Origin of the sequence: Streptomyces musisoli (genome assembly GCF_016741855.1) — a bacterium.
Taxonomy (GTDB): Bacteria; Actinomycetota; Actinomycetes; order Streptomycetales; family Streptomycetaceae; genus Streptomyces; species Streptomyces musisoli.
Window position 1 is genome coordinate 181117 of record NZ_JAERRH010000011.1, and the last position, 14027, is coordinate 195143.

Sequence of the window (14027 nt, forward strand, 5' to 3'; positions counted from 1 at the left end):
GCGGGGTCCAGGACAGTGGCCGGCATGACGAAGACACACGACCTCGGCCACCTGTCCGTCCTGATCTCCGGCGCCAGCGTCGCCGGCCCGGCCCTCGCCCTGAACCTGGCCCGCTACGGCGCCCGGGTCACGGTCGTGGAGAAGGCGCCCGCACTGCGCGCGGGCGGCTTCGCCGTCGACTTCCGGGGACACGTCCACCGCAGGGTGCTCACCGCGATGGGCATCTGGGACGACATCCACGCCCACCAGACCCGCATGGGCCGCCAGAGCGTCGTCGCCGCCGACGGCACCCCGCGCGTGGACCTGCCCGCGGAGATGATGAGCGGCGACGTGGAGATCTTCCGCGGCGACCTGGCCCGGATCATGTACGAGCGCACGAAGGACGCGGTGGAGTACGTCTTCGGTGACTCCGTCACCACGCTGACCGACACCCCCCAGGGTGTCGAGGTCACCTTCGAACGGGGCGCGCCCCGCCGCTTCGACCTCGTCGTCGGCGCCGACGGCCTGCACTCCGCCACCCGCCGCCTGGCGTTCGGCGACGAGTCCCGCCACCTGCGCTTCCTCGACCACTACGTGGCCGGCTTCACCATCCCCAACCACTTGGGCCTGAACCGCACCGGCCGCCTGTACACCGAGCCCGGCCGGTGCGTCGGCATCAGCAACTACGACGGCGACCCGGAACGCGCGGGCGCCCTGCTGGTCTTCCGGTCCGAGCAGCTGGCGTACGACCGGAAGGACATCACGGCGCAGAAGCGGATCCTCGCCGAGCGGTTCGCCGGGATGGGCTGGGAGACGCCGGCCGTGCTGAAGGGCCTCGCGGACGCCGACGAGCTGTACTTCGACGCCATCGCGCAGATCCACATCGACCGTCTCGCCAAGGGCCGGGTGGCGCTGCTCGGGGACGCCGGGTACGGGGCGACGATGGGCGGCATGGGCACGGGTGTGGCGATCGTCGCGGCCTACGTCCTCGCCGGTGAGCTGGCGCTGGCGGGCGGCGACCACCGGACCGCGCTGCCCGCCTACGAGAGCCGGATCCGGGACTTCGCCAAGGGGTGCCAGAAGATCGCCGGCAACGCGGGGCCGTTCTTCGCGCCGGCCACCGAGCGGCGCATCCGCAGCCGGGACCGGATGTACCGGCTGCTCAGCTCCCGGATGCTGGCCGGGTTCTTCAAGCGGCTGACGGAGAAGGCGGCGACCGCCATCGACCTCAGGGAGTATCCCGCCTGAGCGCCCAGCCGTGGTCCACGGGCCCGATGCCGGCGCCGAGGGCGAACCCGGCGGCGATCGCCCCGGTGACGTACTCCTTGGCCGCCGTGACCGCCTCCGGCACGGACTGTCCCCTCGCCAGGCCGCAGGCGATCGCGGAGGCGAGGGTGCAGCCGGTGCCGTGGGTGTGCCGGTTGTCGTACCGGGGGGCCCTGAGCAGGTGCTCCTCGGAGCCCTCGGTGAGCAGGTCCACGGCGTCCCCGGACAGGTGCCCGCCCTTGATCAGCACCCACCGCGGCCCGTACTCCAGCACGGCCGCCGCGGCCCGCCGCAGGTCCCCCTCGGACTCGACCCGCACTCCGGTGAGTTGGGCCACCTCGTCCAGGTTCGGGGTGGCGACGGTGGCCACCGGGAGCAGCTCGGTCCGTACCGAGTCCAGTGCGGAGGCGGCCAGCAGCGGGTCGCCGTGCTTGGAGACGCCCACCGGGTCCACCACGGCCGGCGCGTCCGTGCCGGAGATCAACCCGGCGACCGCCTCGACCAGTTCGGCGGAGGACAGCATGCCGGTCTTCACGGCCTGGACGCCGATGTCGTCGACCACGCTGCGGTACTGGGCCCGGACCGCGTCCACGGGCAGCTCCCAGGCGCCCTGGACGCCCAGGGAGTTCTGCGCGGTCACCGCCGTGAGCACGCTCATGCCGTGCACGCCGAACGCGAGCATCGTCTTCAGGTCGGCCTGGATGCCGGCGCCGCCGCCGGAGTCCGAGCCGGCCACCGTCAGTACGCGGGGAGGTGCTCCTGCGGCGCTCATGACTCGATGTCCCCGAAGTGGTCCCAGCCGCCCTTGCTGGTCCAGGGCGCCCCGTCGACGGTCACCTGGGGCAGCGCGGAGGGGTTGAGGACCTCGCCGATGACCTTCCAGCGGGCCGGGAGCTTGGCGTCCTGCGGGAAGGTGGCCACGATCGCGTGGTCCTCTCCCCCGCTCAGCACCCATTGCAGCGGGTCCACGCCGACGGCCTGCCCGATGTCGTTCATCTGCGTCGGGATGTCGATCGCGCCGGAGCGGATGTCGATGCGGACCTTGCTGGCCTCGGCGATGTGCCCGAGGTCGGCGATCAGGCCGTCGCTCACGTCGCACATCGCGGTGGCGCCGAGCGCCGCGGCGGCCGGGCCCGCGTGGTACGGCGGCTCGGGGCGCCGGTGGGCCTCCACGAAGGCACGCGGCGAGCGGAAGCCGCGGGAGAGCACCGCGTAGCCGGCGGCGGACCAGCCCAGCCAGCCGGTGACGGCGACCAGGTCCCCGGGCTGGGCACCCGCGCGCGTGACGGGCTCCTGGTTGCGCAGGTCGCCGAGCGCGGTGATCGACACCATGATCGTGTCGCCGCGTACGACGTCCCCGCCGACCACGGAGGCGCCGGCGACCTGGCACTCGTCGCGCAGGCCGTCCATCAGCTCGGTGGGCCAGGTGACCGGCAGTTCGGCCGGGACGACCAGACCGAGCAGCAGCGCGGTCGGGACGGCGCCCATCGCCGCGATGTCCGCGAGGTTCTGCGCGGCGGCCTTGCGGCCGACGTCGTAGGCCGTGGACCAGTCACGGCGGAAGTGCCGGCCCTCCAGCAGGATGTCGGTGCTCGCCACCACCCGGCGGTCGGGGGCGGCGACCACCGCGGCGTCGTCGCCGGGGCCGACCCGGACCGCCGGAGTGGTGGTGAGACGGGAGGTGAGCTCCCTGATGAGCCCGAACTCCCCGAGCTCACCAACAGTGCCCTTCATGTCCCTTGCTCCCCTTCTCTCCCTTGCCGTGCCCGGTCGCGCGTCATCAGTGTCCCCGATACGGTCGAGGTGTCCGTCCTCGCGGTCGTGTACGACTGTCCACGCGGCCGTGCCGACCGTCTGCACGGTCCAGGTGACCGTCAACGTCCGTGGTGCCTGCACCCTGGCGCGCAAGCCCGGTTCCCGCAGGTCTCCCCGCGGGGAGCGGCGACGCGATACCGTGGCGTTCCTTTTCCCCACATGATCCTCGTGGCCGCTCTGGAGGTTCCGTGGTACAGGCGTACATCCTGATCCAGACGGAGGTCGGCAAGGCGTCGACCGTCGCCGAGACGATCAGCAAGATCCCTGGAGTGCTCCAGGCTGAGGACGTGACGGGCCCGTACGACGTCATCGTGCGCGCTCAGGCCGAGACGGTCGACGAACTCGGCCGCATGGTGGTCGCGAAGGTGCAGCAGGTGGACGGCATCACGCGCACCCTGACCTGTCCGGTCGTGCATCTGTAGCCCCCGTCTACGCTTGGCCGGTGAACTTTTTCCGTCACCGGCCTTCCGCCCTGCTCGCGCCGGTCCTGCTCATCGCCGTCGCGGGCTGCTCCACGGCAGACGACAGCCATGCCGTGGCGGTTCCCACCCCCGACGCGAAGACCGCTCCGCTCTGCCGGGACCTGGACAAGGCGCTGCCGGGCAAGGTGGACGGGCGCGACCGCCGGGACCCCGAACCCCGGTCCGCCTACACGGCGGGCTGGGGAAGCCCGGCGATCATACTGCGCTGCGGCATCGTCCGGCCGCCGAAGATGGTCGATCCGGATGTGGCGCTGGGCAAGGACCCGGACGCGATCGGCGGGGGCGTCGACGGCGTGGACTGGCTGATGGAGAAGCAGGGCGACGGGACGTGGCGGTTCACCACGTCCGGTCGTCTCGCGTATGTGCAGGTGACGCTGCCGAAGGAGCTCTCGGGGCCGGACGACAGCGCCCAGGTGATGTCGGATCTGGCGGCGGCCGTGAAGAAGACGGTCCCCGAGGGCCAGGGCTCCATGCGGTACTGAGACCGCCGCCGGGTCAGCGCAGGCCGGTGGAGCGGCGCAGTGCCGCCTGCACCAGGCGGTCGACCAGCTCGGGGTAGCTGATCCCGGTCGCCTGCCACATCTGCGGGTACATCGAGATCGGCGTGAAGCCGGGCATGGTGTTGATCTCGTTGATCACGAACTCGCCGTCCTCGGTGAGGAAGAAGTCCGCGCGAACCAGGCCCTCGCAGGAGGCCGCGTCGAACGCCTCCACCGCGAGCCGCCGCACCTCGGCGGTCTCCTCGTCGGTGAGCGGGGCCGGCACGATGCCGGGCGTGGAGTCGATGTACTTGGCCTCGAAGTCGTAGTAGGCGTGCGCGTCCGGCGGGGGGATCTCGGCCGGGACGGAGGCGCGCGGACCGTCCTCGAACTCCAGGACCCCGCACTCGATCTCGCGGCCGCGCAGCGCCGCCTCGACGAGGATCTTCGGGTCGTGCCGCTGCGCCTCGGCGATCGCCTCGTCCAGTCCGGACAGGTCGTCGACCTTGGTGATGCCGATCGACGAACCGGCGCGCGCGGGCTTCACGAACAGCGGCCAGCCGTGCTCGCCCGCGAAGTCGACGATCCTCTTGCGGGCGGCGGACTCGTCCTGCGCCCACTCGCGGGGCCGGATCACCACGTACGGGCCGACCTTGAGCCCGAAGGAGGTGAAGACCCGCTTCATGTACTCCTTGTCCTGGCCGACGGCCGAGGCGAGCACGCCCGAGCCCACGTACGGCACCCCGGACAGCTCCAGGAGGCCCTGGAGGGTGCCGTCCTCGCCGTAGGGGCCGTGGAGCACCGGGAAGACCACGTCGACCTCGCCGAGCGCCTTGGGCACGGAGCCGGGCTCGCTGTAGACGACCTCGCGGTTCGCCGGATCGACGGGGAGCACCACGCCGCCCTCGGCCGACTCCGCCAGCTCCTCGACGCGGGGGGTGCGGCGGTCGGTGATGGCCATCCGCTCCGGCTCGTCGGCCGTCAGCGCCCAGCGGCCGTCCGCGGTGATGCCGATCGGCAGGACGTCGTACTTCGTGCGGTCGATGGCCTTGAGGACGGCGCCTGCAGTGACCACGGAGATCCCGTGTTCGGAGCTGCGGCCACCGAACACGACGGCCACGCGCGGCTTGCGCGACGGCTGCTCAGGGCTCTGGGGAAGGTTCTCGGTGCTCATATCGCGTTGAGAGTACCCGGAGGTAGCGTCCAAGTCAGCGCGCGCTCCCGGGCCGTCGCTCAGCGTCGCGCGGACGGTCGCACAGCGTCGCGCGGGAGGCCCGGGGCGGGGCGGTGCGGGCGGGGGCTCAGCGCCGCTCGGGCTTGGCGCTGCGCGCCATCAGCTCCTTGAGCGCGACGACCGGCGACTTGCCCTCGTGCACGATGCCGACGACGGTCTCGGTGATGGGCATGTCGACGTCGTGGCGGCGGGCCAGATCCAGCACGGACTCGCAGGACTTGACGCCCTCGGCGGTCTGCTTGGTGACCGCGATGGTCTCCTCCAGCGTCATGCCCTTGCCGAGGTTGGTGCCGAAGGTGTGGTTGCGGGACAGCGGCGAGGAGCAGGTGGCCACCAGGTCGCCCAGGCCCGCGAGTCCGGAGAAGGTCAGCGGGTCGGCGCCCATCGCGAGGCCGAGCCGGGTGGTCTCGGCGAGGCCGCGCGTGATGAGCGAGCCCTTGGCGTTGTCGCCGAGTCCCATGCCGTCGGCGATGCCGACCGCGAGCCCGATGACGTTCTTGACCGCGCCGGCGAGTTCGCAGCCGACGACGTCGGTGTTGGTGTACGGCCGGAAGTACGGCGTGTGGCAGGCGGCCTGGAGCCGCTGGGCGACCTGTTCGTCGGTGCAGGCCACGACGGCGAGGGCGGGCATGCGGGCGGCGATCTCGCGGGCCAGGTTGGGTCCGGTGACCACCGCGACCCGGTCGGCGCCGACCTTGGCGACGTCCTCGATGACCTCGCTCATCCGCATGGTGGAGCCGAGTTCGACACCCTTCATCAGGGAGACGAGGACGGTGTCCGGCGCGAGCAGCGGGGTCCACTCGGCGAGGTTGGCGCGCAGCGTCTGGGAGGGGATCGCGAGGACCGTGAAGTCCGCGTCGCGCAGCGCCTCGGCGGCGTCGGCGGTGGCGCGCAGGTTCCTGGGGAGTTCCACGCCGGGCAGGTAGTCGGGGTTGGTCCGGGTGGAGTTGACCGCCTCGGCCAGCTCCGGCCGGCGGGCCCACAGGGTCACGTCACAGCCGGCGTCGGCGAGCACCATGCCGAAGGCGGTGCCCCACGAACCGGTGCCCATGACGGCCGCCCGCACAGGCTTGCTCACTTGCTCTGCCCTTCCGTTTGCTTGCCGTGCGTCTGTGCCTGGGTGCGGCGCCGCTGCTCGATGCGCTCGCGGCGCGGGTCGTACGGCGTCTTCGGGGCCTTCTCGCCGCGGATCTCCTCCAGCCGGCGGGTGATGGCCGCCATGATGACCTCGGTGGCTTCCTTCAGCACCTCGGGGGTCATCTCCCGGTCGTAGAAGCGGGAGAGGTCCACGGGCGGGCCCGCCAGCACCCGGTGGGTCTTGCGCGGGAAGAGGTTCGGCTTCTTGGCGTACGGCGGCAGCAGTTCGTTGGCGCCCCACTGGGCGACCGGGATGACCGGGCACTTGGTCTGGAGGGCGACCCGGGCGGCGCCGGTCTTGCCGGTCATGGGCCAGCCGTTCGGGTCGCGGGTCAGGGTGCCCTCGGGGTAGAAGGCGACGCACTCGCCGCGTTCCACGGCGTCGATCGCGGCGCGGAAGGCGCTGAGCGCGTCCGTGGACTCGCGGTAGACGGGGATCTGCCCGGTGCCGCGCATGGCGGCGCCGACGAATCCCTTCTTGAAAAGGCCGCTCTTCGCCAGGAATCGCGGGACCCGTCCGGTGTTGTACTGATAGTGCGCGTATGCGAAGGGGTCCACGTGGGAATTGTGGTTCACCACGGTGATAAATCCGCCCTCGGCCGGAATGTGCTCCATTCCACGCCAGTCCCGCTTGATCAGAACCACCAGCGGCGGTTTGCAGATCACCGCGGCGAAGCGGTACCAGAAGCCGATTCTGCGGCGGGGCACAAGGACACCTTCCTCTAGGACTGCCACCCCGGCGGGGGCCGCACAAGTGTGGCCCCGGGCCGCCGGTCTGTCGAGAACACCGTACGCCCGCACGTCACCCACCCCCACCCTTGCAAGGGCCTTCGCGCGCCTCCCTGCACCCATGGCGCCGGACGCCCCGGGTGACAATGAGCGGGACGAGAGAGGGACGGTACGCCGGTGCAGTGGACCTTGGTCATCCCCCTGAAGCCCCTGACGCAGGCCAAGAGCAGGCTCGCGGACACCGCCGGCGACGGGCTGCGCCCGGGGCTGGCACTGGCGTTCGCGCAGGACACGGTGGGTGCGGCGCTGGCCTGCGCGGCGGTGTCGGATGTGGCGGTCGTCACGGACGACGAGCTGGCCGGCCGAAAGCTGGCGGCCCTGGGCGCGCGGATCGTCCCGGACTCCCCCGCGGGCGGGCTGAACGCCGCTCTGGCGCACGGCGCGGCCGTCGTACGGGAAACGCACTCACGGACACCGGTTGCGACCCTGAACGCCGATCTGCCGGCGCTGCGCCCGGCGGAACTGGCCGTCGTACTGGGCGCGGCGGCGGAGTTCCCGCGGGCGTTTCTCGCGGATGCCGCGGGTTTGGGCACGACGTTGCTGGCGGCGGGGCCCGACGGTGAATTGCGGCCGGAGTTCGGCATTGATTCCCGTGCCCGGCACCGGGCCTCAGGGGCGCGGGAACTGGAGGTCGCCGGAGTCGATTCGGTACGGCAGGACGTGGATACCGGTGACGATCTCCGGGCGGCGCTGGCGCTGGGGGTCGGGCCGTACACGGCCGCGGTGTCGGCGGGCCTGCTGATGCCGGGGGCGTGAGCGCGCCCGCCGCCGGGGCCGGCCGGAAGGCGCGGCGCCGCCCGCGAGGCACAAGCACCAGCACCGGCACCAGCACCAGCACCAGCACCAGCACCAGCACGTAACCGCACCCGAACCGGCGCCCGAACCCTCATCCGCACCCGAATCCGCCCCCGGGCCCCCACCCTCAGACGGCCTCCGCCCCCACGGCGATGCCCGGAACCGCAGCCCCCAGTACGCTGCTGCCATGCAGGCCACCGCGTACACCTACGACCCCGACACCCGCAGCGGGCAGGTGCTGCTCGACGACGGCACCCCGCTGCCCTTCGACGGCGCCGCGTTCGACGCCGGAGACCTCCGTCTGCTGCGCCCGGGTCAGCGCGTGCGGATCGAGACCGAGGGGCGGGGTGACGCCCTGCGGATCACCCTCGTAACCCTTCAAACCCTGTAACTGCCCTTACACACGCCGCGGGCCGGGCTCCCCAGGGGAGTCCGGCCCGGCGCGTGAGTGCTCTGGCGGCCTTACGACGTCGCCTTGCGGGCGGTGGTCTTCTTGGCGGTGGTCTTGCGGGCCGTCGACTTCTTGGCCGGGGCCTTCTTCGCGGTGACCTTCTTCGCCGGAGCCTTCTTGGCCGTCGCCTTCTTGGCGGTGGTCTTCTTCGCCGCGGTGGTCTTGGCGGTCGCCGTGGCCTTCTTCGCCGGCGCCGCCTTCTTCGCCGTGGTCTTCTTCGCGGCGGCCGTCGCCTTCTTCGCCGGCGCCGCCTTCTTGGCCGTGGCCGTGGTCTTCTTCGCGGCGGCCTTGGTGGTCTTCTTCGCGGCGGCCTTCTTGACCGTCGCCGCGGCGCCGCCGGTCAGGCTGCCCTTGGGTGCCTTCTTGACCGAGACCTCGCCGCCCCGCGGCAGCTTCTTCGAGCCGCTCACCAGGTCCTTGAAGCCCTGACCGGCGCGGAAGCGCGGCACGGAGGTCTTCTTGACCCGAACCCGCTCGCCCGTCTGAGGGTTGCGGGCGTAACGGGCGGGACGGTCCACCTTCTCGAAGGAACCGAAGCCGGTGACCGAGACCCGCTCGCCCGCGACGACCGCGCGGACGATGGCGTCCAGAACATGATCGACGGCCTCGGCGGCCTGCTGGCGGCCACCCACCTTGTCGGCAATCGCTTCTACGAGCTGCGCCTTGTTCACGTCTTCCCCTTCGGAGACATCGCCAGAACGAAAGTGTTCAAGCTTTTTCGCACGTTAGGCAGATATATACCGCAAATCAAACACGAAACGGGCTTATCACCCTTGTGCCGCAACGGACTCGGTGGTCTCGGGCTGTTCAGTGGTCCTCGTCGGGGATCCGGCCCTCGTCGAGGTCCTCGTTGAACCGCTCGAGCCGCCTTGCCGCAGCGGCGAGATCGTGCTTGGCCGCGGCCGTAATGACCAGCAGCTTCCGGGTCAGCGCCATCCGTACGCCCTCCGGGACTTGCAGTGCGCGCACCTTTGCGTGCGCTTCCTTGAGCTGGTTCGCGACCGCCGTATAGAGCTGGAGTTGGCCGTCGTGTTCCATGCACAGATTGTGCCATCTGGGGCGAGTTGTCGCCTGCGCAGGGGGCAACTGCCGCCTCAAATGGCCTTCCAGGCACTTGCGGAGACCGCGAACACAGCACTCACGTACCCGCACAACGGCCTTGGTAACGTGGGAAGTTGAGCGCGCACACACAGGACCGCAGGTCCGTTCGGGTGCAGACATGGCTGTACCCCCAATCGTGGCGACTGGGGGTACAGGCGGGGTGTTGAGGTGGCCGAAACCCGACCGGTCAGAGGTCGGGTCCGGTCCGGATCAGACCTGGAGCGTCCGCGGCTTGTAGGCGGGCCGCCCGGCTTCGTAGGCGGCGATGTCCGACTCGTTCTGGAGCGTGATGGAGATGTCGTCCAGGCCGTTCAGCAGCCGCCAGCGGGAGTTCTCGTCCAGCTCGAAGGAGGCGGTGATGCCCTCGGCACGCACCTCACGCGCCTCAAGGTCCACAGTGACCTCAGCCGTGGGGTCCTGTTCGGTCAGCTCCCACAGCGCGTCCACGATCTTCTGGTCCAGGACCACCGTGAGCAGGCCGTTCTTCAGCGAGTTACCGCGGAAGATGTCGGCGAAGCGGGAGGAGATCACGGTCTTGAAGCCGTAGTTCTGCAACGCCCAGACAGCGTGCTCACGGGAGGAGCCGGTGCCGAAGTCGGGGCCGGCGACCAGGACCGTGGCGCCCTGCCGCTCGGGGCGGTTGAGGACGAACCCGGGGTCCTTGCGCCAGGCCTCGAACAGCCCGTCCTCGAAGCCGTCGCGGGTGACCTTCTTGAGCCAGTGAGCAGGGATGATCTGGTCGGTGTCGACGTTGCTGCGGCGCAGCGGGACGGCCCGGCCGGTGTGGGTGGTGAATGCTTCCATGGCTGATCAGACTCCAGCGGGGACGTCGGACAGGTCGGCGGGCGAGGCGAGGTGACCCAGAACGGCCGTGGCGGCCGCGACCTGCGGCGACACCAGGTGGGTACGGCCGCCCTTGCCCTGCCGGCCCTCGAAGTTGCGGTTGGAGGTGGAGGCGGAGCGCTCGCCCGGGGCCAGCTGGTCGGGGTTCATGCCGAGGCACATCGAGCAGCCCGCGTGCCGCCATTCGGCACCGGCCTCCTTGAAGACGACGTCCAGGCCCTCGGAGACGGCCTGGAGACCGACCCGCGCGGAGCCCGGGACGACCAGCATCCGTACTCCGTCGGCGACTTTGCGGCCCCGCAGCAGGTCCGCGGCGGCGCGCAGGTCCTCGATGCGGCCGTTGGTGCAGGAGCCTACGAAGACGGTGTCCACGTTGATGGAGCGCAGCGGCTGTCCGGCGTCCAACCCCATGTACTCCAGGGCCTTTTCGGCGGCCAGGCGCTCCGATGCGTCTTCGTACGAAGCCGGGTCGGGGACGGACGCCGAAAGCGGCGCGCCCTGGCCGGGGTTGGTGCCCCAGGTGACGAACGGCGACAGCTCGGTGGCGTCGATGACGACCTCGGCGTCGAAGACGGCGTCGTCGTCGGTCCGCAGGGTCTTCCAGTACGCGACGGCCGCGTCCCAGTCGGCACCCTCGGGGGCGTGCGGGCGCCCCTTCAGGTAGGCGAAGGTCGTCTCGTCCGGGGCGATCATGCCCGCGCGGGCGCCGGCCTCGATCGACATGTTGCAGATGGTCATCCGGGCCTCCATCGAGAGCTTCTCGATGGCGGAGCCGCGGTACTCCAGGATGTAGCCCTGACCGCCGCCCGTACCGATCTTCGCGATGATCGCCAGGATCAGGTCCTTGGCGGTGACGCCCTCGGGCAGCTCGCCGTCGACGGTGATCGCCATGGTCTTCGGCCGGGCCAGGGGCAGCGTCTGGGTGGCCAGCACGTGCTCCACCTGGGAGGTGCCGATGCCGAACGCCAGCGCGCCGAAGGCACCGTGCGTGGAGGTGTGCGAGTCGCCGCAGACGACGGTCGTGCCGGGCTGGGTCAGACCGAGCTGCGGGCCGACGACGTGCACGACGCCCTGCTCGACGTCGCCCAGCGGGTGCAGCCGCACCCCGAACTCGGCGCAGTTCTTGCGCAGGGTCTCCAGCTGGGCGCGGGAGACCGGGTCGGCGATGGGCTTGTCGATGTCGAGGGTCGGGGTGTTGTGGTCCTCGGTCGCGATGGTGAGGTCGAGGCGGCGCACCGGGCGGCCGTTCTTGCGCAGACCGTCGAAGGCCTGGGGGCTGGTCACCTCGTGCAGCAGGTGCAGATCGATGTAGAGGAGGTCGGGCTCGCCCTCGGCGCGCCGGACGACGTGGTCGTCCCAGACCTTCTCCGCGAGTGTCCTACCCATCGCTTTCCCTCCGGCCGGCAGACGTGCACCGGCCAAACTAGAGATCTTGAGGAAGCGGCGTTCCCTTGCAGGGCCCTTGAAGTCGTGATTCCGGGCGTGCACCGCCGGGCCCGTTGGTATGCGGGCCGCTGTGTGATTCCAGGGTGGCGCGTTCCACGGAAAATTGAACTTGCGTTTCACAGAGTGAGACGTGAATATCGTTGCATGGACAACAGTAGCGGCGTCGGCGTTCTGGACAAGGCGGCCCTCGTCCTGAGCGCTCTGGAGTCCGGTCCGGCCACCCTCGCGGGTCTGGTCGGGGCCACCGGACTGGCACGACCCACGGCCCACCGCCTGGCCGTGGCTTTGGAACACCACCGCATGGTGGCACGCGACATGCAGGGCCGGTTCATCCTCGGCCCGCGCCTCGCGGAGCTCGCGGCGGCGGCGGGCGAGGACCGCCTGCTCGCGACGGCGGGCCCCGTGCTCACCCACCTCCGCGATGTCACCGGCGAGAGTGCGCAGCTCTACCGGCGCCAGGGTGACATGCGGATCTGTGTGGCCGCGGCGGAACGCCTGTCCGGCCTGCGGGACACGGTCCCGGTCGGCTCCACCCTGACCATGAAGGCCGGCTCCTCGGCGCAGATCCTGATGGCCTGGGAGGAGCCCGAGCGCCTGCACCGCGGCCTCCAGGGCGCCCGCTTCACGGCGACGGCCCTGTCGGGCGTACGGCGGCGCGGCTGGGCCCAGTCCATCGGAGAGCGCGAGCCGGGCGTCGCGTCCGTCTCCGCGCCCGTACGCGGCCCTTCCAACCGCGTGGTGGCCGCCGTGTCGGTCTCCGGTCCGATCGAGCGCCTGACCCGCCATCCGGGCCGTATGCACGCCCAGGCGGTCATCGACGCGGCCGCCCGCCTCTCGGAGGCCCTGCGCCGCTCGGGCTGAACCCCGCTCCAGGAAGTCCGGGGACGCCGAGGAGGGCCTGCCTCAACGCCGCGGCAGGCCCTCCTCGCTCCCCCGCTCCCCCCGGTTCAGCCGGCCTTCTCGGCCGCCGGCTGCTGCTGGGACCGATGGGCGAACCGGTCCTTCGCGTAGCGCCCCCGCTTCTCCAACGGCACCTGCCCGTACGCGGCCGCGAGTCCGAACGCCGGCATGTCCCCGTAGATCGCCTCGTACGACCCCTCGGGCACGACGTACGCCTCGTGCCAGATGCCCACCTGCCCGCGCAGCTTCCCGGTCCGCTCCTTGCGGTTGAGCTTCGCCCAGGCCTTGTGGTGGAAGGCGTCGGGCGCGGTCGCGTAGCCGTACAGCTTCTCCTTGGACTCCCAGTACTGCACGATGTAGTACGTGCGCGGCGACGCCGTCAGCATGACCCGGCTGCGCAGGCCCCGCGCGGGGTCCTTCTCGAGCTCCCGCAGCATGCGGAACATCGCGAGCATCACCGGCAGCCACAGGTGGACGGCCCAGAATCGGTTGATGCGCATGCCGATCAGCAGGACGACGACCTCGCCCTCAGCGTCGGCGGTCGTACGAGACACCATGACACTCCCCCTCGTTGGCGAGCGGCGCTATCCAAGTACCGGATGCTTGGATAGTGCCGTTATCCAAGAAGGAGCGCAAGACATGCGGCTCGCCGAACTGAGCAGACGCAGCGGTGTAGCCACCGCGACGATCAAGTACTACCTGCGCGAAGGCCTGTTGCCGCCGGGCCGCCAGGTCAATCCCACGACGGCGGAGTACGACGACGCGCACCTGCGCCGGCTGCGGCTGGTGCGCGCGATGATCCAGGTCGGGGGCCTTCCGGTGGCCACGGTCCGGGAGGTGCTGCGCAACGTCGACGACTACGCCCTGGGCCGCACCCTCCGGCTGGGCGCCGCCCTGTGGGCGCTGCCGCAGGTGCCGGAGCCGGACGAGAACGACGCGTTCGTGCAGGCGGCACACCGGGAGGTGGACGAGCTGCTGGACCGGCTGGGCTGGTCGAACGCCAAGCTGCTGACGACGATCTCCCCCTCGTACCGCTCCCTGGTGGTGGCGGTGGCCGCGTTCCGCCGGCTCGGGTACGAGTGGGGGTTCGAACTGCTCGCGTCCTACGGCAGGTTGATGCACGAGGTGGCCAAACTCGATCTGGACTTCGTGGAGACGCATCCGTCGGAGGCGGAGAAGGCGGAGACGGCGGTGCTCGGCTCGGTGCTGACCGAGCCGATGCTGCAGGCCCTGCGCCGGCTGGCCCAGGAGGAGGAGTCGGGGCGCCGGTACGGCTTCGAGTAGCGCCCGGGTACGGCGAAGGCCCCCCA

The 14027-nt window shown here is 71.0% G+C and carries 17 protein-coding genes; 7 read left to right on the forward strand and 10 right to left on the reverse strand.

Annotated features, from left to right (window positions below; all coding sequences use genetic code 11):
• Positions 1–24: 24 nt before the first annotated feature.
• On the forward strand, positions 25–1227 hold the full coding sequence (locus JK361_RS26900) for an FAD-dependent monooxygenase (protein WP_201822553.1): 1203 nt from the start codon (positions 25–27) through the stop codon (positions 1225–1227).
• Here the strand turns inward: JK361_RS26900 and thiD are convergent.
• Together thiD and JK361_RS26910 are read right to left on the reverse strand one after the other, a co-directional pair.
• Entirely contained in the window at positions 1208–2017 is an 810-nt protein-coding gene (gene thiD / locus JK361_RS26905; protein WP_201822555.1) for a bifunctional hydroxymethylpyrimidine kinase/phosphomethylpyrimidine kinase, read from the reverse strand. The genes JK361_RS26900 and thiD overlap by 20 nt on opposite strands.
• Entirely contained in the window at positions 2014–2979 is a 966-nt protein-coding gene (locus JK361_RS26910; protein ID WP_201822557.1) for a thiamine-phosphate kinase, read from the reverse strand. The genes thiD and JK361_RS26910 overlap by 4 nt, the downstream gene beginning before the upstream one ends.
• Positions 2980–3248: 269 nt before the next feature.
• Here JK361_RS26910 and JK361_RS26915 point away from each other — a divergent pair, with 269 nt between their 5' ends.
• Together JK361_RS26915 and JK361_RS26920 are read left to right on the forward strand one after the other, a co-directional pair.
• Positions 3249–3482 (forward strand): Lrp/AsnC family transcriptional regulator, encoded by a 234-nt coding sequence (locus tag JK361_RS26915; RefSeq protein ID WP_030649166.1) that lies wholly within the window; start codon positions 3249–3251, stop codon positions 3480–3482.
• A gap of 20 nt (positions 3483–3502) precedes the next feature.
• A complete protein-coding gene (locus JK361_RS26920; RefSeq protein WP_201822559.1) occupies positions 3503–4024 on the forward strand; it encodes a DUF3515 domain-containing protein in 522 nt (173 codons plus the stop codon).
• A gap of 13 nt (positions 4025–4037) precedes the next feature.
• Here JK361_RS26920 and JK361_RS26925 read toward each other — a convergent pair whose 3' ends face one another.
• The 3 genes from JK361_RS26925 to JK361_RS26935 all read right to left on the reverse strand — a co-directional run bounded on the left by JK361_RS26925 (position 4038) and on the right by JK361_RS26935 (position 7100).
• Positions 4038–5195 (reverse strand): D-alanine--D-alanine ligase family protein, encoded by a 1158-nt coding sequence (locus JK361_RS26925; protein ID WP_201822561.1) that lies wholly within the window; start codon positions 5193–5195, stop codon positions 4038–4040.
• Positions 5196–5322: 127 nt separating this feature from the next.
• Complete coding sequence (locus tag JK361_RS26930; protein WP_201822563.1) at positions 5323–6333, reverse strand: NAD(P)H-dependent glycerol-3-phosphate dehydrogenase; 1011 nt, start codon at positions 6331–6333, stop codon at positions 5323–5325.
• The gene (locus JK361_RS26935; protein WP_201822564.1) at positions 6330–7100 is read right to left on the reverse strand and encodes a lysophospholipid acyltransferase family protein; all 771 of its coding nucleotides are present in this window, start codon (positions 7098–7100) and stop codon (positions 6330–6332) included. The genes JK361_RS26930 and JK361_RS26935 overlap by 4 nt, the downstream gene beginning before the upstream one ends.
• Before the next feature lie 198 nt (positions 7101–7298).
• On the opposite strand from JK361_RS26935, the gene cofC reads away from it, so the two are divergent.
• Together cofC and JK361_RS26945 are read left to right on the forward strand one after the other, a co-directional pair.
• Positions 7299–7937 carry a 2-phospho-L-lactate guanylyltransferase gene (gene cofC / locus JK361_RS26940; RefSeq protein WP_201822566.1) on the forward strand — a complete coding sequence of 213 codons (639 nt, stop codon included), beginning with the start codon at positions 7299–7301 and terminating at the stop codon, positions 7935–7937.
• Positions 7938–8163: 226 nt separating this feature from the next.
• Complete coding sequence (locus JK361_RS26945; RefSeq protein WP_201822567.1) at positions 8164–8367, forward strand: hypothetical protein; 204 nt, start codon at positions 8164–8166, stop codon at positions 8365–8367.
• A 71-nt stretch (positions 8368–8438) separates the two neighbouring features.
• On the opposite strand, the gene JK361_RS26950 is transcribed toward JK361_RS26945, so the two are convergent.
• The 4 genes from JK361_RS26950 to leuC form a co-directional block, all read right to left on the reverse strand.
• On the reverse strand, positions 8439–9098 hold the full coding sequence (locus JK361_RS26950; protein ID WP_201822569.1) for an HU family DNA-binding protein: 660 nt from the start codon (positions 9096–9098) through the stop codon (positions 8439–8441).
• A 136-nt stretch (positions 9099–9234) separates the two neighbouring features.
• Entirely contained in the window at positions 9235–9465 is a 231-nt protein-coding gene (locus JK361_RS26955) for an SCO5555 family protein (protein ID WP_201822571.1), read from the reverse strand.
• 273 nt (positions 9466–9738) lie between these two features.
• Positions 9739–10332, reverse strand: coding sequence for a 3-isopropylmalate dehydratase small subunit (leuD, locus tag JK361_RS26960; RefSeq protein ID WP_201822573.1), 594 nt, complete (start codon positions 10330–10332; stop codon positions 9739–9741).
• Positions 10333–10338: 6 nt separating this feature from the next.
• Complete coding sequence (gene leuC / locus JK361_RS26965) at positions 10339–11757, reverse strand: 3-isopropylmalate dehydratase large subunit (RefSeq protein WP_201822575.1); 1419 nt, start codon at positions 11755–11757, stop codon at positions 10339–10341.
• A 204-nt stretch (positions 11758–11961) separates the two neighbouring features.
• Between leuC and ndgR the strand changes: the two genes are divergently transcribed.
• On the forward strand, positions 11962–12678 hold the full coding sequence (gene ndgR / locus JK361_RS26970) for an IclR family transcriptional regulator NdgR (protein WP_009320373.1): 717 nt from the start codon (positions 11962–11964) through the stop codon (positions 12676–12678).
• Between the two features lie 86 nt (positions 12679–12764).
• Here the strand turns inward: ndgR and JK361_RS26975 are convergent, their stop codons facing one another.
• Entirely contained in the window at positions 12765–13274 is a 510-nt protein-coding gene (locus JK361_RS26975) for a DUF4188 domain-containing protein (RefSeq protein ID WP_201822576.1), read from the reverse strand.
• An 82-nt stretch (positions 13275–13356) separates the two neighbouring features.
• On the opposite strand from JK361_RS26975, the gene JK361_RS26980 reads away from it, so the two are divergent.
• The gene (locus JK361_RS26980; protein ID WP_201822577.1) at positions 13357–14001 is read left to right on the forward strand and encodes a MerR family transcriptional regulator; all 645 of its coding nucleotides are present in this window, start codon (positions 13357–13359) and stop codon (positions 13999–14001) included.
• Positions 14002–14027: the final 26 nt, after the last annotated feature.

Coding starts and splice junctions, on each gene's coding strand:
- JK361_RS26900 (WP_201822553.1), top strand. CDS start 25: ATGACGAAGACACACGACCTCGGCCACCTGTCCGTCCTGATCTCCGGC.
- thiD (WP_201822555.1), bottom strand. CDS start 2,017: ATGAGCGCCGCAGGAGCACCTCCCCGCGTACTGACGGTGGCCGGCTCG.
- JK361_RS26910 (WP_201822557.1), bottom strand. CDS start 2,979: ATGAAGGGCACTGTTGGTGAGCTCGGGGAGTTCGGGCTCATCAGGGAG.
- JK361_RS26925 (WP_201822561.1), bottom strand. CDS start 5,195: ATGAGCACCGAGAACCTTCCCCAGAGCCCTGAGCAGCCGTCGCGCAAG.
- JK361_RS26945 (WP_201822567.1), top strand. CDS start 8,164: ATGCAGGCCACCGCGTACACCTACGACCCCGACACCCGCAGCGGGCAG.
- JK361_RS26955 (WP_201822571.1), bottom strand. CDS start 9,465: ATGGAACACGACGGCCAACTCCAGCTCTATACGGCGGTCGCGAACCAG.
- leuD (WP_201822573.1), bottom strand. CDS start 10,332: ATGGAAGCATTCACCACCCACACCGGCCGGGCCGTCCCGCTGCGCCGC.
- leuC (WP_201822575.1), bottom strand. CDS start 11,757: ATGGGTAGGACACTCGCGGAGAAGGTCTGGGACGACCACGTCGTCCGG.
- ndgR (WP_009320373.1), top strand. CDS start 11,962: ATGGACAACAGTAGCGGCGTCGGCGTTCTGGACAAGGCGGCCCTCGTC.
- JK361_RS26975 (WP_201822576.1), bottom strand. CDS start 13,274: ATGGTGTCTCGTACGACCGCCGACGCTGAGGGCGAGGTCGTCGTCCTG.
- JK361_RS26980 (WP_201822577.1), top strand. CDS start 13,357: ATGCGGCTCGCCGAACTGAGCAGACGCAGCGGTGTAGCCACCGCGACG.